The following is a 17,933-nucleotide window of genomic DNA, read 5'->3' as shown; positions in this document are numbered from 1 at the left end:
CAGCAAGGGCTGCCAAACTCACTTCAATCTAAATGTGGGAGCAGGCCAGCCAGCTCCCACATTGTTGATCTCCACTGATTTTGAGGAGGGGTTCAGCCCCCGGCTTTTACGAAACCCGGTTTGAGCCCAAACACTTCAACGCCTTGGGCGGTCGATTGCCCGGTGGTTACCTTCACCCGTTCCACCGGCAGGTCCATTGCCCGGCGATACTCCACGGTCATGTCATCGCGGTTGATCGCTTGGCTTGGGATCACAATCGCCTGTTCATTGTTGTAAGTGACGATGGTCAGCCGCGCACTCATCCCCAGTCGTACCCGTTGCAACTGCTGGGGCGTGAGCTTGGGAATCGACAACGTCACCGGAAACTGCGCGCTGCCCTGGCTGTCGCTGGCAATCGCCAGGCCACTGACCACGCTGACGGAACCGGTCAGGCGCTCGCCGTCGAAGCCATCGCCCATCACTTCCACCGCCTGGCCCTGGTGCAGTTGGTTGATGTCCAGCTCCGACACCTTGGCGACGATTTTCAGCCGTTCGATATTCGCCAGGCCAAACAGCACCTGGCCTTGGCTGACCTTACTGCCGGCCTGTACCGGCGCGTTGTTGTTGCCACCGCCCTGGGGCGAACTGTTGTTGCCGGGCGCGGGCACCACGATGCCGGAGAACGGCGCCTTGACCTCCTTGCCGTCGAGCAGCTTGTGCAGGGCGTCGTATTTCACCGTGGCATTGGTCAGTTCCATATCGGCGATCTGTTTATATTCGCCACGGCCTTGATCCTGCGCCTGCTGCAGGTCGCTGCGGGCAGAGGCGAGGTCCAGCTGTTGCTGCTGAGTCTGCTGTTTGAGGTCGTCCAACTCGTTACGCGGGATGATGCCGCGCTTGAACAGGTTTTCGCTCTCGGTGAGTTTGCGCTGGGTGTTGCCGGCGGTCATTTCCGCGGTGCGCAGGCTGCGGCGCGCGCGGCTGACGGCGGGGCTGCTGTCCCAGTCCTGCATCTCCTGTACGGTGCGCCGCGCCTTGAGTTGGGCGGACAGTGCGTCACGCAGTTGTACTTCGAGGGTGGCCGGGTCCATGCGCAACAGCACCTGGCCGGCTTCGACGCGTTGGCCTTGCTCCACCAGGTTGGCGAGCACGTTGCCGTCGAACGGCGCTGTGAGGGTGATGGTGGTGTCGGGTTCGATTTTGCCTACCAGACCGATCTGGTGCACCAGCGGGTCGGGTTTTACCGCCAGCCACTGTGCGGCGCTCGCAACGGGCGTGTCGGCGGGGGTGTACAGGGCAATCCCCGCGCCCGCCAGCAGCACGGTCAACACAGCACCCAGCAGGCGTTTTTTATTAGTAGTCATTGAGGGCGATTTCCCAACTTTCCAGCGTCATGCCCAGCGTCAAGTCGAGCTGGGTCTGGGCGTTCAAATAAGCGATCAGCGCGTTGAGCTGCGCGTTTTCGGCGTTGCGCAGGTCGGTCTCGAAACTCAGCACCTGGAAGTTGGTGGAGCGCCCGGCGCTGAGTTTTTCCCGCTCGATCTCGATCTTGCGCCGTGACAATCCCACCGCACGCTGGGCGATTTCATATTGGCGCCAGCGCGTGCCAAGGTCGCGCACCACGTCGTTGACGTTGCGTTCCAATTCCTGGCGGGCGTCGGTGATACGGATCTCCTGATCCTCCACATTGACCCGCGCGCGCACTTCGGCCTGGCGCGTGCTGATGTCGCCAATAGGGATCTGCACCTGCACCCCGGCGTAGCTGTTCCAGGTACGGTTATTGGTGTTGCCATTGTCGTTGTTGTAGGCGTCGCGTATCTGGTTGGCACCGGCCACCAGGTCCACCTGCCAGCGCCCGGAATCCTTGGCGATCACCAGGTTCAGGTCGGCCTGCTGGCTGCCGAGCAGGGCGGCGAGGTATTCCGGTTGCTGGGTTTGCGCCAGGTTGAAGGCCTGGCGTTTGTCGATGGTCATCGGCTGGGCCTCCAGGGCTTCGCTGGCGCGGATCGGCGTCGACAGGTCCAAGGCCAGCAGGCGCAGCAGGGCGAGGCGGCTCGTATCAAGCTGGTTCTGGGCTTCTTCCACACCGAGTTGCTGGGTGGCAATGTCGGCTTCGGTCTGCACGATTTCAAACTCGGCCATGCGCCCGGCGCTGATCAAGGCTCTGTTCACCTCGAGCAAAGTGCCGGAGCGCTTGAGGGCGTCCTGGACGATGCTCAACTGCTCCTGGGCACGCAGCAGTTCGCGATAGGTGGCGATGATCTGGCTGATGGTCTGCGCCACCGTGGCCTTGAGGTTCAGGCGGTTGGCTTGCTCAGACAGGCGTGACAGGCGCAGCGGCGCGGTGGTGGCGTCCCAGCCTGCGCCACGCATCAGCGGCTGGATGAGGGCCAGGTCCAGGCCGTCGCTGCGGTAGCGGCCGGCGCGGTCGGCGGTGTTCAGTTGCTGGGTCCAGGCCATGCTCAGCCGGGTGCCGTACTCGCCGAGCAAGGTCGCATTCGGCGCCAGGCTGGCGTTGCGCGCATTGTCGGCCGAGCCACGGCTGTTGCGGTAATAACTGTTGAGGGTGAGCTTGGGGTTGAACGTGTCTTCGGCCACGCGCAGGTCGAACTTCTGCGCCACCCGTTGCAGGTAGGCGCTGCGGATTGCTGGGTTGTTGCGCAAGCCCAGGTACACCGCGTCACCCAGGGTCATCGTGGTCACCTGGGCGTTCAACGACACCCCTCGGTCGTAACCGCTGCGAGTGGTGCTGGCAGCTGAAGGGTTGATCACCACGTCGGCGGCCGTGCCGGGCAGGCTGACCAGCGCGAGCAGCCATAGCCATTTATTCATCACGCAAGGCCTCCACCGGCTGCAGCCGCGAGGCCGACACCGCCGGATAGATGCCAAAGAACAAGCCCACCAGCAACGTGCTGCCCACGCCCAAGGGCAGGGCGGCGGCGGCCAGGGAAAAGACCCAGCCCGACAGCCAGGCGTAGAGCCAGGCGGCGGTCATGCCCAGCACGGCGCCGCAGAGCGCACCGACGGCCGTCAGGGTGACCGCCTCCAGCAGGAACAGGTTGCGAATGTCCCGTTGGCGTGCGCCCAGGGCCATGCGGATGCCGATTTCACGGCGGCGCTCCGAGACATTCATCAGCATCACGTTCATCACGCCGACACCGCCGCCCACCAGCGAGATGGCGCCCAGGGCCAGCAACAAATAGGCGAATGTGCGGCTTTGGCGGGTCATGCCATCGATCATTTGCTGGGGCACCTGGATGTCGACATCGTGGTCGGTGAGCTGGCTTTTCAGGGCGCTGGCGGCGTCGCGGGCGATGCGTTCCATGTCCTGGCCCGGCGCGGCGCGGATGATCACGTTGCCGATTTGCGGGGTCGGGTAGATGCGGCGCATGCCTTCGGCGGGGATGAACAGCGATTCGTTGGCTTGCACCGGCATCAGCATGGCCCGGGGTTGGTTGTGCAGGATGCCCACCACCAGGAACAGGTAGTCGTTGATGCGGATGCGATCCCCCAGTTTCAGCGGGTCGCCCGGTGTACTCAGGGCCTGGGCGACTTGGTCGCCAATCACGCCGTAGGTTTCGCCGGCGTCGAAACTCGATAAAAAACGCCCCTCGCGCACGGCCAGGCGCATGGCATCCTTGATATCCGGCGTAGTGCCGACAAAGTTGGCGTTGACGGTGCGGCCGTGAAACACGACGGGGCCGCCGAACACGCTGAGCGCGCCGATATGGGCAATGCCCGGTATTGCCTGGCGCACCGCCTCGAGGTCGAGGCTGGCGCGCATTGGTGCGCTGCTGTTGCCTTTGGGTGGGAACTGGGCGACCAAGGTGTCGGTGCCCATGTCCTTGAAAATCATCGCCGCATCCACGGAAGCGTTATGGCCGATATTGATCAGCGCCACCACGGATGAACTGCCGATCACAATGCCCAGCAGCGCCAGGACCGAACGTTTGCCAAGGGTACGCAGGCTCACAAACGCCTCGTGCAGCAGTTGGCTCAAGCTTTGTTCGACCCGCAGGCTCATAGGCGCCCGGCCTCATGCACCACGCCATTGCGCACCAGGATCTTGCGTTCCAGGCGCTCGGCGATATGCGCGTCATGGGTGACGATAATCAGCGTCACCTGCTGCTCGCGGTTGAGGGCCAGGAGCAAGTCCATGATCTCTTGGGCGGTGGTGCTGTCGAGGTTGCCGGTGGGTTCGTCGGCGAGAATCACCGAAGGCTTGCCGACCAACGCGCGTGCAATCGCCACGCGTTGACGCTGGCCGCCGGAGAGATCAGCCGGGCGGTGGTGGGCGCGCTCGGCCAGGCCGACTTGCTCAAGCATGCGCAACGCCTGCTCCACTGATTCATGGCGCGACACGCCGCGGTAACTCAGGGGTAGGGCGACGTTGTCCAGGGCACTGAGGCGCGGCAGCAGGTTGAAACTCTGGAACACGAAGCCGATTTGCTGGTTGCGAATCGCCGCCAGCTCATCCGGGCTGGCGCTGAAAATATCGTGGCCAGCAAAGTGGTACTGGCCGCAGTTGGGCAAGTCCAGCAAGCCGAGGATATTGAGCAGGGTACTTTTGCCGGAGCCGGAGGCGCCGAGAATGCCGCAGCTGTCACCGCTGGCAATCGACAGGCACACATCATTAAGAATGGACAGGTGCTGCCCGGCGAGCTGATAGCTTTTGCCGATGCCTTGCAGGGAGATCAAGCCTGGGTGCGCGGAGATGTCTGTCATCGTGACTACGCCTGCAGTCTTGACGGTACCGCTTGCCCCCGGTAAATGGTTGTAACAAGTTTGGGAGTTGCCTGGTACGCGTCACGGACTGGTTTTATTTCTTGTTTTTAAAATATTGTTTGAATAGTAACCGTGTTCCATGCGCTTCGCCAGCCACGGATGTAGAGCGGTTTTACCCTTTGAAACGAATTCTCAGTCAAGCGGATCGGGCAGGTCCCATTGCCCTCGGCTAGTCTCAGAGGGCCCGGTTACACGGGCTTTTAGATGCATACTGCAGTGGCAGTACTTGCTTTCGAAGGGCTGCCCCGGTATAAAAAATCAAATTATTTTTTAAAACAATATTTCCCCCGTGGAACTCCTATGGTCGCGAAGAAACTCAGCGCTCCAAACGTTACCAAGACTCGACTGCTGGATGCGACAGAGGCTCTCTTCATCAAATACGGTTATGACGCCGTTCTGCTCCGGCAGATTACCGAGCGTGCCCAGGTGAACCTGGCCGCTGTGAACTATCACTTCGGGGACAAGGACTCCCTGATGAAAACCTTGCTGATGCAGCGTCTGGAGCCGCTCAACGAGCAGCGCCTGGAACTGCTGGCGCGCTGTGAAGCCGAATCCAGCGGCCCTCTCGACTGCGATACCTTGCTCGGTGTGTTGTTCGCGCCGGCAATGGGTCTGGAGCGCAGTGACCCGGCCAGTGGGGAAGGGCGTTCATTCATTCGGTTCCTGGGCCGGGTTTACAGCGACACCTCGCCGTTTATCCAGGAATACCTCAAGGTGCATTACCAGCCGGTCTTCCAGCGTTTCTTCGAAGCCTTCGCTCTGGCCCTGCCGGACCTGCCCCGCAATGAGCTGGGCGTGCGCCTGCAATTTGCGCTCAAGGCGATTTCCGGGGTGATGGCGGGGACTGAGCTGCGCCTGCTGATGAACTCCATGAGCTTGGGCCGCCCGGCGACGGACGCCGAGGTGATGGCCAAGTTGATTACCCTGGTCTCGGCAGCGATTCGCGTGCCGCAGCAAAGCCCCGAAGCTGAAACCGCGCTGGCCAAGGTGCTCGATACCCAGCGCGCCATCCGTGAACAAGCCGCCACGCCCGCCACCAAAGCGGCGCGATAACTCACAAAACAAAAAAAAGCCCGCTGGGGCGGCGGGCTTGATGTACAACATTTGTAACGGATGAGGCTTCACCCTACGTCTCTGGATGTGAAGAAATCGTGAAAAAAATGTAAGAAAAAGACTGGGTAACGGCAGATTCATGATCACTGCGTTGTTTGTCAGATTCTTGCGTATATCTACCACTCGTCGCCACTGTCAATTTGACAGTAGATTCGGTTAATACCCCAAGCGCTCATTCACCTTGCCCTCCGCGGTTCCCGCGCGCCCTGAACCAGCAAGGTAATGATGATGACGACTCCAACCGGCTCAACCGTTGACATATCCCTGGATCCACCCACCGCGACCTTCGGCATCCAGCTTGATAAAACCGACCCGCCAGATAAGCTCGATTACCCTGAAAAAGCTAAATGGGCCTTGGGGCTACGCGCCAGCGACCCTTACGCAGGCCCAGGCCTATGAACCAATACATTGCCTATTATCTTTTTGAGGAACAGATCGATCCGACGATACGGTCTAATCCTTTTACGTCTTTCAGGTCAGCATAGAAACTCTGCGCAGTCGCTATATAGGTCCTGCTTGAAGCCACCGTAAGGAGTACTGAGTCGGGACAGTTCTACTCAACCGTAGACTGTTCTTTTTCCCTAACTCAAATCTTCCAATGGCTCGACGTTTTTGCCAACCGCTGACGCATGGCGTCGACGTTGCTCGCCAACTGCAACGTCAATAACCGATACCCATCCAGTGCACTCTGTACCGGCGCCTCCAACCCGGCTTCATCCGAGACCTGCGCGGCCGGTCGATCCAGCCGGTCGGTAAACCCCAACTTCAATGCCCGCGCCATCCCCACCAGATGCACCCGAATCTGCCGATGCTCGGCCTTCAACATCACCTGCATGCGCGCCATCGCCTGTTCATCGCGTGGATCGGGCCGAGTATTGCCGAGAATCTCCAGGGTGCTGATGCACATGCGCAAGTGTCGCTGGATGGCGTCCAACTCGGTCATGGAGATGCGCACTTCCTTGGACACCGACGGCATCAACGAGCGCAGTTGCAGCATCGCTGCATTCAGGCGGTTGAGCAGCTTGAAGTGCTCATCATCGGTGACCGACTGGCCGCTGATGATCCGGCTGTAAATCTCGGCACAGTCGCGCAATGCACTGGCCAGGTTGTAGCGCCACGAGTACACCGCGTACAGCGGCAGGGCGAAGGAGAACGCCAGCGCCAACACAATGCCGATCAGGATGTCCACGGTGCGCCACAAGCCATCCGAGATCGGGTTATCGCCGTGGCCGGCGACAATAAACACCGTGATCGCTGACAGCAGCGCGATGTAACCGCCCTTGCCGATGGCGTGATAGGAAAAGAACCCGCACACCACCGACATCAACAAGTAGGTCAGCAACGGCTGGCCGAAATAGGCCTGTTGCACCACCAGCAGCAAGCCGACGCTGGCGCCGATCAAGGTGCCATAGGCGCGCTCCACGGCTTTTTTGCCGATGTTGCCGTGGTGTTGCAAGCCGCCGATCACGATCAGCATGGTCACCGAAGCCCACTCACCGTGGGGCAGGTTAATGCCGGTGGTAAGCAGTATCGTCGCCAACAAACCGATGGACACGCGTACGGCGTGGATCAGCTTGGCATGGCGATAGCGCCGGTAGGGGTCGAGCAAGGGGCGCAACAGGCGCCGGGCGAAGAAGGGCAGGTTCATCGGTAGTTAAGTGGCCTCGGTAGTCAGGGCGAACGCGGTCTAAATTGTGGGAGCCGGGCTTGTGTGGGCGCTGGCTTGCCTGCTCCCACACAAGACTGCTTTCAGGACGGGTTTGTGGGCGCTGGCTTGCCTGCTCCCACACAAGACTGCTTTCACTCAGGAACTGAGGTGTTCTTAGAAAATGTAGTCAGTGGTCAAAAAGCTCGAATCACGGTTGCGCAAGATATCGCTGACCAGCGCCTTGTTGCTCTCTTGGAACTTGGTCGCCACCAGGGTGCGGATCGAGAACACGCGCAACGCGTCATGGACCGACAGCGTACCCTCGGCCGAGTTCTTGCGGCCGTTGAAGGGGAACGTGTCCGGCCCGCGCTGGCATTGGGCGTTGATGTTGATACGGCCGACCTGGTTGGCAAACACATCCACCAGCCGCCCGACTTCCACGGCGTTGGTGCCGAAAATGCTCAGTTGCTGGCCGAAATCCGAGTCCAGCACATAGTCGATCACCGTCTCCAGGTTACGGTAAGGCACGATCGGCACCACCGGGCCAAACTGCTCCTCGTGGTACACGCGCATTTGCGGGTTCACCGGGTACAGCACCGCCGGGTAGAAGAACGAACCACGGCTGATGCCGCCGTTGGCATTCACCACTTGGGCGCCGTGCTGCGCCGCATCGCCCACCAGCGCGTTGAGGTAATCGACCTTGCCCACTTCCGGCAGTGGCGTCAGCGACACGCCGTCTTCCCACGGCATGCCAGGCTTTAACGTCGCAAGCTTGGTGTTGAATTTTTCGATAAAGCTGTCGACCACGTCTTCATGTACAAACAGGATTTTCAGTGCGGTGCAGCGCTGGCCGTTGAACGACAGGGAACCGGTGACGGCCTCGTTGACCGCATTGTCCAGGTCCACCTGGGGCAGCACGATGCCAGGGTTCTTCGCATCCAGGCCCAATGCCGCGCGCAAACGGTGCGGTTTGGGGTGCAGTTTTTTCAGGTCGCTGGCGGCCTTGTTGGTGCCGATAAACGCGAAAATATCAATCTTGCCGCTGGCCATCAGCGCGCTGACGGTTTCGCGGCCACTGCCGTAGATCACGTTGATCACCCCGGCCGGGAAGCTGTCGCGGAACGCCTCCAGCAGCGGGCGAATCAGCAACACGCCGAGCTTGGCCGGCTTGAACACCACGGTGTTGCCCATGATCAGCGCCGGGATCAGCGTGGTGAAGGTCTCGTTCAGCGGGTAGTTATAAGGCCCCATGCACAGCGCCACGCCCAGCGGTACGCGGCGGATTTGCCCGAGGGTGTCCTGTTCCAGCTCGAAGCGGCTGCTGCGGCGGTCGAGTTCTTTGAGCGCATTGATGGTGTCGGTGATGTAGTCGCAAGTGCGGTCGAACTCTTTCTGCGAGTCTTTGAGGTTCTTGCCGATCTCCCACATCAGCAGCTTGACCACCGCATCACGCTGTTCGCGCATGCGCCGCAAGAAGGCTTCCACATGCTGGATACGTTCAGCCACGCGCATCGTCGGCCATTCGCCCTGGCCACGGTCATAGGCGCGCACTGCTGCGTCGAGGGCGGTGAGGGCGGTGTCGGCGTCCAGCAACGGCGTGCTGCCAATATGCACGCGCTCATCGCCCAGTTGCACCGGGCTCAGCACCTGAGCCAACGGCCCGTTCCACACCTGCAACTGGCCGTCGACCAAGTAATCACGCTGTTCAATGGGCGCTGCGAGGCGAAATTGCTCGGGAATATCGTTGGCGGAAGTCGGAAACAGCTGGGCGAGCAGGTTACTGGTGGTCATGTCGCTACCCCTGGAATAGTTGCAAAACATGACTAGAGAGTCGCCCAACAACCGGCTCTATGGCAAGGCTTGTGCGCTTTCTTGTACGCGCCGCTGTGTGTGTCACGCTCGTCGGAGTAAACTGCGCGGCTTTTCAGAAGGAGTTCACATGAGTCAGTACCAGCCGGGCATTCTTGCCGCACCGGTGCCGTTGCAGGCACGCCATCTGTTTTTTGCCGTGGATAGCCTGGCAGCCGTGCCCGCCGCATTGGACGCGCTGGTGCAGCTGGCGGATTCGGCCGCGGTGGTCGGTTTTGGTGAGCCGCTGGTAACCGCCTTGGGTGCAAAGGTTGAAGGTTTGCGCGCATTCCCGGCCGTCAGCGGCCCGGGCGCGCATAACCCCTCGACCCAGCAGGCGCTGTGGGTGTGGCTGCATGGCGTGGATCGTGGTGAGCTGCTGTTGCGTAGCCGCACCTTTGAAAAAGCCTTGGCCCCGGCGTTTCGCCTGGTGCAGATGACCGAAGGCTTCCGTTACAAGACCGGTTTCGATTTGACCGACTACGAAGACGGCACCGAAAACCCCCACGACGATGCAGCGGTTGAAGCCGCGATGACCGACAGTGGCGCCAGTTTTGCCGCGATCCAGCAATGGCAGCACGACCTCGACGGTTTTGCCGCGTTGCCTGCGCAAGAGCGCGACCACATCATCGGCCGCCGCCATGGTGATAACGAAGAGTTGCAAGACGCACCCGAGTCCGCCCACACCAAACGCACGGCCCAGGAAAGCTTCACCCCGGAAGCCTTCGTGGTGCGCCGCTCGATGCCTTGGGCCGAGAACGGTCAGGCGGGGTTGATGTTCCTTGCCTTTGGTCATTCCTTTGATGCGTTTGAAGCGCAACTGCGGCGCATGAGCGGGTTGGAGGATGGGATTGTGGATGGGTTGTATCGCATCAGCACGCCGTTGACCGGGGGTTATTACTGGTGCCCGCCGCTCAAGGATGGGCATCTGGACCTGAGTGCAATCTGCGTTTAGGCGCACATCTGAAACTGTGGGAGAGGGCTTGCCTGCGATGCAGGCAGCTTGGTATCCATGCAGCGCCGGCTATTGGGCCGCGACATGAAAATGACCCGCAGCGAAACCAAACGCGAACGCAAAGACATCGACGGCAACCCGCTGATCAAGCGAACGGCGGCGCAGATTGCCCGAAAAGCTGTGCCTGGCGACTCGGAGTCCGGGGCGCTGAAAGGGGTTTCGTTGCGGTGGCGCAATGGGTTCAGCAAGGCCAATTATCTGCGTGACATGAATGAAAACCGCGTGATCGTCGGTTATACCGTGGCGCTTTGGTGATGACCGTGTTCCGGGAGGAGTGTGCCGGGGTTAAATGTGGGAGCTGGCTTGCTCGCGAAAGCTATGTGTCAGGCGCTAGAGGTCTTGGGTCGGAGTACATATCCGTTGCTTCGGTTATGGCCGCTATGGGTTCCGCTCTTACAGCGGGTCACTGTTGGAAAGCCCGGAAGCCGGCCCAGCCAAAAGTAATCCAAAGGTCTTCGCCCACCACTCGGCACCTCGCCTAGGCTCGGTGTGCCCTCACTCCGGCTTTGGACCGTGGGCCGCCGCCATGGGCCATCCTTGGCCCATCGCGGCTAAACCGGCGTCCTGCCGGTTTACCCCCGCTCCAAAGCCGAGAGTGGACGCGGAGCGTCTATGGAGCGATCACACTGGCGGTGCTGGAAGCGGGGCAGGGAGGCGATGCGCAGCTTGGGCTCCTGCAACCGCGCCAAGTCCGTCGCAATCTGCGCCTGTCACAACAAGCCCGCTCTCCACAGAAAGCCTTCTGCTCACTATCGCTCCACAGTGAACATGAAAACTTTGACAGACAGGCAAACGGCCACTGAAAAATTTCCCGGCTGCCCGTAATCTAAACGCCTTTGTTACCAGCGCCAGGTTGTTCATGTCTTCTGTTGCCGATGGGTTGCCCGCCAATAAACGCCTGCCGGCAGTGATCGCCCTTTCTTTGGGGATCGGCATGGCCACCCTGGACACGGCTATCGTCAATACGGCGCTGCCGACCCTGGCCGAAGGCATCGGCACCGACTCCGCCTCGGTGATCTGGGTGGTCAACGCCTACCAGTTGGCGATTATCGCCACGGTGCTGCCGTTCGCGTCGTTGAGTGATGTGCTGGGGCACCGTCGGGTGTACCTCGGCGGGTTGCTGCTGTTTATTATCTCGTCGCTGTTTTGCGGGCTGGCCGGGTCGCTGCTGACGCTGACCGCCGCGCGCGTGGCGCAAGGCCTGGGCGCGGCGGCGGTGATGAGCGTCAACACCGCGTTGCTGCGGCATATCTACCCTTCAAAAATGCTTGGGCGTGGCCTGGGTTATAACTCGTTGGTGGTGGGGCTGGCGTTCACCCTCGGGCCGACCGCTGCGTCGGCGATTCTGTCGGTGGCGACCTGGCATTGGTTGTACCTGATCAACGTGCCGCTGGGGCTGCTGGCCCTGGGGCTGGGCCTGCGTTCATTACCCACGCTGCCCATGACCGGCCACGCCTTCGACCGTCTCGCCGCGTTGCTATGTGCCGGGTTGTTTGCCCTGCTGGTGCTGGGCCTGGGCACGGCGGTACACGGTGCCCAGGGCGCACTGACCTTGGGCCTGATCGCCGTGGCGCTGATGTGCGGCGCGGTGTTGCTGCGCCGCCAGGCCGGTCATCCGGCGCCGATGCTGGCTCTGGATTTGTTCAAACGGCCGGTGTTTGCGCTGTCTTCCCTCACCGCGATCTGCGCGTTCAGCGCCCAGGGCCTGGCCTTTGTGTCGCTGCCGTTCCTGTTGCAGGCGGTGCTCGGCCATAGCCAGGTAGAAACCGGGTTTCTGATGACGCCGTGGCCGGCAGTGGTCGCCGTCATGGCCTTGGTGGCGGGGCGCCTGGCGGATCGGGTGTCGCTGGGCGTGTTGTGCGGCGTCGGCTTGCTGATGCTCAGCGTGGGCATGGCCGCGTTGGCGAACTTGGGCAATGGCGCGTCAGCCTTTGATATTGGTTGGCGCATGGCCCTGTGCGGCGCCGGGTTTGGCTTTTTTCAATCGCCCAACCTCAAGGCGATCATGACCAGCGCGCCGTTGGCCCGCAGCGGTGGGGCCAGCGGCATCGTCGCGATTTCGCGGTTGCTGGGCCAGACGCTGGGGGCGTCGTTGGTGGCGTTCTGTTTTCATCTGTCCCTGGGCAGTGGCCCGCAATACGCGCTGTGGCTGGGTTGCGGGTTTGCACTGGTGGGCAGTGTGGCCAGCGGCCTGCGTTTACTGCCCTATGGAAAAAAGCCGGATAGATCGTTGTAAAACCCGGCGTGAGAAGGCTAACGTTGCGACCTGAATATTTCGGGATGTTTCAGATTTATGCCCAGCCTGGCCCAACGCACTGCTGATCTCACCTCCCGACGCGCCGCGCTGACCCTCGCGTTATGCCTGCCCAGTGACGTGCTGCTCTACTTGCTGCTGCCCATGCAATCCCAGGCCTTTGGCATCACGCTGGCCCAGGCCGGGGTGTTGCTGGCAGCCAACCGCCTGGTGCGGATTTTCGGTTACCGGCATGTGTTGAATTTCTACGCGCGCAACGGCGACCGGCTGACCTGCATGATCGCCGCCGGTGCTGCCACGGTGTGTGCCTTGGGCAACTCGCTGTTGTCGGGTTTCGCCGCATTGCTGGGGTTACGACTGATCTGGGGCCTGTGTTTTGCCGCGTTGAACCTCTCGACCCAAGTGTTGGCGACTTCCGAACCCGCTGGCGCAGCCCGCCGTGCGGGGCGTTCACGCGCGGTGATCGCCCTCGGGCCGATGCTGGCGTTGCCGCTGGGTGGCTGGCTGACCTTATGGGCCGGGCCGCGCCCGATCTTTGTGATTCTCGCCGGTTGCTGCCTGGTCGGCCTGTGGGTGGCGCGCGGCTTACCCACCGCAAGCCATGACTTGCACAGCACCGGGCGGCGCTTCAAGTGGCCTGACAGTGTGGCAACCTGGTCGTTTATCGAAGGTGTGGCGCTCGATGGGCTGTTTATCTTTGGCTTGTCGATCCAGGCACAGAAGCTTCTCGGCGGCGATGCGGTGCTGATCGCCGGTGGCCTGATGGCCCTGCGGTATGCCTCGGAGATGCTCCTGAGCCCGTTGGGCGGCCGGGCGGCGCAACGTTTTGGCGCGACCTCGATGCTGCTGCTGTTTTCGTTTTTGAGTGCACTGGCCCTGACCGCGTTCGGCAGTTATTGGGTGATCGTCGGCGCGGCGGCGGTGCTGGTGCTGCGCGCGCTACAACTGCCGCTGGTGACCACCTTGGTGGCCGAGCGAAACCCCGGTTCGATGCGCGTTTCAGCCCTGGCCTCCAACGCAGTGTGGCGCGACGTCGGCGCCGGCCTCGGGCCTTTGCTGGCCGGCCTGTTGCTGCCCGTGGCCTCGGCGCCCTGGGTGTTTGGCCTGGCTGGCGCGGCAATCGCGGTGAGCGCGGTGTTCTGCTGGCGAACCAAGCTTTCTAACTGACGCTGTCAGGCCTTTTTAACGCTGCCTAGCCAGGCGGGGTCGAGGCGGGTTTGCTCGGTGTCGATCCCCAAGGCCTGCATCTTCGCGGTGTGTACGTCGATCTCGCCGACCAATTGCGCCTGGGCGCTGGAGTTGGCGTCCAGTTCATGCATCTGCGTGAGCCCCAAGTGGTAAAAACGCAGCAGTTTGATCGCCGTCGGGTCGTTGGCTTGCACGCGTTCGGTGACCTTGTGCATCACGTTGGTGACGCTCATCAAGCTGCGCTTGAGCTGCCAGCCATACACCGCCGGCGCCAGCCAAGGCTGAGTCCAGAACGGGCCGCGCACCAGGGCGACGGTGATCAATACGCCGGCGAACACGCCGCCGACATTGAAGCGAAAGTTGTCACCGCCGGGCGTGCCAAACAGCATCACCGCCAGGCTCGACAGCAGCATTGCCAGGGCCACGAACAGCACGGCGATGATAAGCGTGCTGCGTCGGGTCTGTTGGCGGAAGGTGGCAGGGTCGCAGGGTTTGAGCTCGAACATCCGGGTCAGGTCTCAAGAAGGGGCGGGGTGGCATCTTCGCACGCTTTGCGCAATCAAGTTGAACGATGGCTCGCGGCGGTTTCTCTAAACCTGTGTAGCCACCGTGAGGTAGACCATCATGCCCGATTATAAACAGCCACCGCCTGGTACACCCAACCCCGACCGCACGCCCGGCGAAGAGGAACGTGACAACGATGCGTTGCGTCCCAATGACCCGGCCCAGCGTCATGACGACGATGTGGAGCGGGTCGAGGAAGACCTGGAAAACCTGCACGACAAAGCCCGCCCGCTTTAAGTTTAGGAGGTCACTGTGAGCAATCCCCCGAAAGGCCCGCGTTCAAGCGAGCATGCCAGCGGCAAGGACGAACTGGGCTTTGACCCGGATTCCCCCGACGTGTCCGACCCGCAGGTCGACCCCATCGGGCCTGCGATAGCCCCGCTGGACAAGGAAAAGCAGCCGAAAAAAAAGCCGCCCTACGATCCGTTGGGCGACTTGAAGACAACGTGAAGCACCCGCATCAGACCCGCCATCGCGGGGCTGATGTTTATGGGGCTTGTTTATGCGGCTGTGCTTACTTGGGCGGTACCCAAGTGACCTCGGTAATACCGAACTTCTCCGCCCAAGGCCGGGTGGTTTTTTTCACCTGTTCGTGACCTACACGCCCAATGCGGCTGACATGGGCGATGTCGGCATCCACCGCGGCCCAATGCCAGGCCTCGGCGTTGTTCATGACTTCTGCGCGCACCACAAAGGACTTCGGTTGACCGTGCAGCTGATAGTTGATGGTGTAGATTTTTGCGGTACTCATGTTGCCTCCCTGTCTTGTTATAGATGGATAGGCAAGTGTTCAAAAAGGTTCAGTCAAAATGACAAGTCGCAGGCTGGCACGGCATAGTGACGCCTTCGCCACGCGCTCAAGGATCGCGCCATGCCCCGATTGACTCACCGTCAGCTCTACCTGCAACGCCTGGGCTATGACTCGCCGCCACCGCCAACCTTGCAAACCTTACGCGAACTGCAGTTGCGCCATGTGTGCACCTTCGCCTTTGAGAGCCTGTCGACACTGCTGCGCACCCCGGTGCCAATCGACTTGCCGAGCATCGAGCAAAAGGTACTGCTCGACGGGCGTGGCGGGTATTGCTTCGAGCTGAACCACATGTTTCTGACGCTGTTGCAGGAATTGGGCTTCGAGGCGCGCGGCCTTACCGGCTGGGTGGTGATGGGCGGGCCAGCGGATGCGCGCACCGGTCGCACCCATCGCCTGAGCCTGGTCACCCTGGATGGCGTGCGCTACGTCACCGACGTCGGCTTCGGCGGCATGGTGCCGAGCAGCCCGTTGCAGTTGGACACGGACGCAACCCAGGCCACCGCCCATGAACCCTATCGCCTGACGTTCAATGGCGCCGATTACACCTTGTGGGCCCAGGTCGGCGAGGAGTGGCGTGGCTTGTATGTGTTCGACCTGCAAGAGCAGGCGGATATCGACTATGAAATCGGCAACTGGTACGTGTCGACGCACCCGGCTTCAACGTTTGTCGGTCAACTCAAAGCCGCGCTGCTCGCGCCGGGCAAACGCTACACCTTGAATAACGCCAACTATGCCGTCCACTACCTGGATCGGCCCAGTGAAAAGCGCGCAATCGAGAGCACCGATGAGCTGTTGACAGTGCTGCACGAGACCTTGGGCATTCGTCTGCCGGCCCATCCTCTGCTTCGCGAAGCCCTTGATGGCTTAGTAATGGCTAACTCGAAAGAGACTTGAGGTAGAGCCTTCACTGAATCGTTTTTGCTCCAAGTCGACGCAAATTAATTCGAACCTTTGGCGAAAGCCGGGGTTCGAACCGTTTCCTGAATAATTTGCTCACCAGACAAGGAGATGTAAAAGCATCCATGTTCTGTACTTAGCCTGCGTATAGTTTGGTGGCCCACTCGCCATGGGTCAAGTGACCTGGTTGTGGGAACTTTCCTAAAACGCAACCACCATACGGCGGCCTTCGGCGCGCAGATGCCAGATGCAGAGGCAGATAGAGAAGGAAATTTCGGCGAGTAGGGGAGGGTAAAACTACCTGCCCCCAGAAACGCAAAACGGCGCCCGAAGGCGCCGTTCTGTTTACCGCATGTTACTAAGCGATCAAACGCCCAGCACCGCGTGCTGCACCAGGGTGAGCAACGGTTGTGGGTACACACCCAGGAAGAACGCGAGCAGGGCGATAGCCAGCAGCATCACGCCACCGGCTTTCTGTTCCCAGTGCAGCTCGGCATCCACACGGCGCAGGTTTGGCTCGATCAGGTACAGGGTGACCATCACGCGCAGGTAGTAGAACACACCGATGGCGCTGCCCAGTACCAAGGACGCAACCAACCACCATTCGTGGGCTTCAACGCCGGTGGCAACGATGTAGAACTTGCCGATAAAGCCTGCGGTCAGCGGGATACCCGCCAGGGACAACATCATCACGGTGAGTACGGCGGTCAGGTACGGACGGCGCCAGAACAGGCCGCGGTATTCGTACAGAGCGTCGGCATCACGGCCTTTGAACGGCGAGGACATCAGCGTGATCACACCGAACGCGCCGAGGCTGGTGATCACGTAGGTGACCAAGTACACGCCCATGGCTTCCACGGCCAGGCCTTTGCTCGCCACCAGGGCGATCAGCAGGTAACCGAAGTGGGCGATGGACGAATAGCCCAGCAGACGCTTGAGGTTGTTCTGGGTCAGGGCCAGCAGGTTACCGAACAGGATCGACGCAATCGCGATAATGGTCAGCACGTTGCTCAGCACGCCGGTGTTGGCGGCAGGGGAGATCTGGAACAGACGCACCATCACCGCAAACACCGCAACCTTCGACGCGGTGGCCAGGAACGCGGCCACTGGCGCCGGGGCGCCTTCGTACACGTCCGGGGTCCACAGGTGGAAAGGCACCAAGGACAGCTTGAACGCCAGGCCGATCAGCATCATCGCCAGGCCCAGTTGGGCAATCGGTGCAGGGCTATTGGTAGTCGCCAGGGCGTGACCGATACCGGTGAAGCTCAGGCTGCCGGCTTCTGCGTAAAGCAGGGCCATACCGAACAACAGGAACGCGGAACCGGCGGCCGACAGCACCATGTACTTGATGCCGGCTTCCAGGGAGCGCTTGTTGAAGAAGGCGTAGGCCACCAAGCCGTAAGTCGGGATCGACAGCAGCTCCAGGCCGATGAACAAGCCGGCCAGGTGCTGCGCGCTGACCAGCACGATACCGCCGGCCGCAGCCAGCAGGATCAGCAGGTACAGCTCTTCCTTGTTGCCTGGGTAACCGGTGCCGCCTTCGCCGAGGTAGGCGTGGGCGAGGGTGACGCAGGCCAGGGTGGCGACGAGGATCAACGCGATATACAGCAGCGCGAAGTCATCGACCATCATCAGCGGGGTGACCGCCAGTGGTGCAACCTTGAGGGCCGGGATGATCGACAGCAGGGCCAGGTTCAAACCGGCACAGGACAGCAGGAACGTTTGTGAGTGATTGCGGCGCCAGGCGATCGCCAGCATCACCGCTACAACGGTGAGGCTGGTGATCAGCAGCGGCGCAAGCGCGATAAAGTGTTGGATCGTGAATTCCATA

Annotated in this window: 17 protein-coding genes and 1 pseudogene; 9 read left to right on the top strand and 9 right to left on the bottom strand. The window is 61.3% G+C overall.

All coding sequences use genetic code 11. From position 1 onward, the window contains the following. Nucleotides 1–92: 92 nt before the first annotated feature. The 4 genes from GJU48_RS14345 to GJU48_RS14330 are packed head-to-tail and all read right to left on the bottom strand — an operon-like array spanning nt 93 to nt 4,704. Nucleotides 93–1,343, bottom strand: a complete 1,251-nt coding sequence (locus GJU48_RS14345) for an efflux RND transporter periplasmic adaptor subunit (protein ID WP_094953112.1) — start codon at nt 1,341–1,343, stop codon at nt 93–95. Continuing rightward, nucleotides 1,333–2,811, bottom strand: a complete 1,479-nt coding sequence (locus tag GJU48_RS14340) for a TolC family protein (protein ID WP_094953110.1) — start codon at nt 2,809–2,811, stop codon at nt 1,333–1,335. The genes GJU48_RS14345 and GJU48_RS14340 overlap by 11 nt, the downstream gene beginning before the upstream one ends. Then, on the bottom strand, nt 2,804–4,003 hold the full coding sequence (locus GJU48_RS14335; RefSeq protein WP_094953108.1) for an ABC transporter permease: 1,200 nt from the start codon (nt 4,001–4,003) through the stop codon (nt 2,804–2,806). The genes GJU48_RS14340 and GJU48_RS14335 overlap by 8 nt, the downstream gene beginning before the upstream one ends. After that, nucleotides 4,000–4,704, bottom strand: a complete 705-nt coding sequence (locus GJU48_RS14330; protein WP_094953106.1) for an ABC transporter ATP-binding protein — start codon at nt 4,702–4,704, stop codon at nt 4,000–4,002. The genes GJU48_RS14335 and GJU48_RS14330 overlap by 4 nt, the downstream gene beginning before the upstream one ends. Nucleotides 4,705–5,064: 360 nt before the next feature. Here GJU48_RS14330 and GJU48_RS14325 point away from each other — a divergent pair, with 360 nt between their 5' ends. Next, the gene (locus GJU48_RS14325; RefSeq protein ID WP_094953104.1) at nt 5,065–5,817 is read left to right on the top strand and encodes a TetR/AcrR family transcriptional regulator; all 753 of its coding nucleotides are present in this window, start codon (nt 5,065–5,067) and stop codon (nt 5,815–5,817) included. A 646-nt stretch (nt 5,818–6,463) separates the two neighbouring features. Here GJU48_RS14325 and GJU48_RS14320 read toward each other — a convergent pair. Together GJU48_RS14320 and GJU48_RS14315 are read right to left on the bottom strand one after the other, a co-directional pair. Continuing rightward, nucleotides 6,464–7,525 (bottom strand): FUSC family protein, encoded by a 1,062-nt coding sequence (locus GJU48_RS14320; RefSeq protein ID WP_094950587.1) that lies wholly within the window; start codon nt 7,523–7,525, stop codon nt 6,464–6,466. A 174-nt stretch (nt 7,526–7,699) separates the two neighbouring features. Continuing rightward, nucleotides 7,700–9,316 (bottom strand): NADP-dependent glyceraldehyde-3-phosphate dehydrogenase, encoded by a 1,617-nt coding sequence (locus tag GJU48_RS14315; RefSeq protein WP_094950588.1) that lies wholly within the window; start codon nt 9,314–9,316, stop codon nt 7,700–7,702. Nucleotides 9,317–9,464: 148 nt separating this feature from the next. Between GJU48_RS14315 and GJU48_RS14310 the strand changes: the two genes are divergently transcribed. The 5 genes and pseudogenes from GJU48_RS14310 to GJU48_RS14295 all read left to right on the top strand — a co-directional run bounded on the left by GJU48_RS14310 (nt 9,465) and on the right by GJU48_RS14295 (nt 13,809). Further along, a complete protein-coding gene (locus tag GJU48_RS14310; protein ID WP_094950589.1) occupies nt 9,465–10,328 on the top strand; it encodes a Dyp-type peroxidase in 864 nt (287 codons plus the stop codon). A gap of 51 nt (nt 10,329–10,379) precedes the next feature. Next, nucleotides 10,380–10,524 (top strand): annotated as a pseudogene (locus GJU48_RS25490) (EscU/YscU/HrcU family type III secretion system export apparatus switch protein); the annotation flags it as partial. Continuing rightward, nucleotides 10,509–10,643, top strand: a complete 135-nt coding sequence (locus GJU48_RS25485; RefSeq protein ID WP_306109971.1) for an OprD family outer membrane porin — start codon at nt 10,509–10,511, stop codon at nt 10,641–10,643. The pseudogene GJU48_RS25490 and the gene GJU48_RS25485, both read left to right, overlap by 16 nt. Before the next feature lie 604 nt (nt 10,644–11,247). Then, nucleotides 11,248–12,624: an MFS transporter gene (locus GJU48_RS14300; RefSeq protein ID WP_094950592.1), complete on the top strand. Its 1,377-nt coding sequence runs from the start codon at nt 11,248–11,250 to the stop codon at nt 12,622–12,624. A 57-nt stretch (nt 12,625–12,681) separates the two neighbouring features. Next, on the top strand, nt 12,682–13,809 hold the full coding sequence (locus GJU48_RS14295; RefSeq protein WP_094950593.1) for an MFS transporter: 1,128 nt from the start codon (nt 12,682–12,684) through the stop codon (nt 13,807–13,809). 5 nt (nt 13,810–13,814) lie between these two features. Here the strand turns inward: GJU48_RS14295 and GJU48_RS14290 are convergent, their stop codons facing one another. Beyond that, on the bottom strand, nt 13,815–14,336 hold the full coding sequence (locus GJU48_RS14290; RefSeq protein ID WP_094950594.1) for a DUF3087 domain-containing protein: 522 nt from the start codon (nt 14,334–14,336) through the stop codon (nt 13,815–13,817). Nucleotides 14,337–14,454: 118 nt separating this feature from the next. On the opposite strand from GJU48_RS14290, the gene GJU48_RS24920 reads away from it, so the two are divergent. Together GJU48_RS24920 and GJU48_RS14285 are read left to right on the top strand one after the other, a co-directional pair. Next, nucleotides 14,455–14,631: a hypothetical protein gene (locus GJU48_RS24920; RefSeq protein WP_176462926.1), complete on the top strand. Its 177-nt coding sequence runs from the start codon at nt 14,455–14,457 to the stop codon at nt 14,629–14,631. Between the two features lie 15 nt (nt 14,632–14,646). Continuing rightward, nucleotides 14,647–14,844: a DUF6021 family protein gene (locus GJU48_RS14285; protein ID WP_094950595.1), complete on the top strand. Its 198-nt coding sequence runs from the start codon at nt 14,647–14,649 to the stop codon at nt 14,842–14,844. Nucleotides 14,845–14,908: 64 nt separating this feature from the next. Here GJU48_RS14285 and GJU48_RS14280 read toward each other — a convergent pair whose 3' ends face one another. Then, nucleotides 14,909–15,145 carry a DUF6555 family protein gene (locus tag GJU48_RS14280; protein WP_094950596.1) on the bottom strand — a complete coding sequence of 79 codons (237 nt, stop codon included), beginning with the start codon at nt 15,143–15,145 and terminating at the stop codon, nt 14,909–14,911. Between the two features lie 120 nt (nt 15,146–15,265). Between GJU48_RS14280 and GJU48_RS14275 the strand changes: the two genes are divergently transcribed. Next, on the top strand, nt 15,266–16,099 hold the full coding sequence (locus tag GJU48_RS14275) for an arylamine N-acetyltransferase family protein (RefSeq protein ID WP_094950597.1): 834 nt from the start codon (nt 15,266–15,268) through the stop codon (nt 16,097–16,099). Between the two features lie 369 nt (nt 16,100–16,468). On the opposite strand, the gene nuoN is transcribed toward GJU48_RS14275, so the two are convergent. Continuing rightward, complete coding sequence (gene nuoN, locus GJU48_RS14270; RefSeq protein ID WP_094950601.1) at nt 16,469–17,932, bottom strand: NADH-quinone oxidoreductase subunit NuoN; 1,464 nt, start codon at nt 17,930–17,932, stop codon at nt 16,469–16,471. Between the last annotated feature and the right edge of the window lies 1 nt (nt 17,933).

This window comes from Pseudomonas sp. IB20, from assembly GCF_009707325.1.
GTDB lineage: Bacteria > Pseudomonadota > Gammaproteobacteria > Pseudomonadales > Pseudomonadaceae > Aquipseudomonas.
Note: the sequence above shows the minus strand (reverse complement) of the source record. Positions and strands in the feature narration are given on the sequence as shown.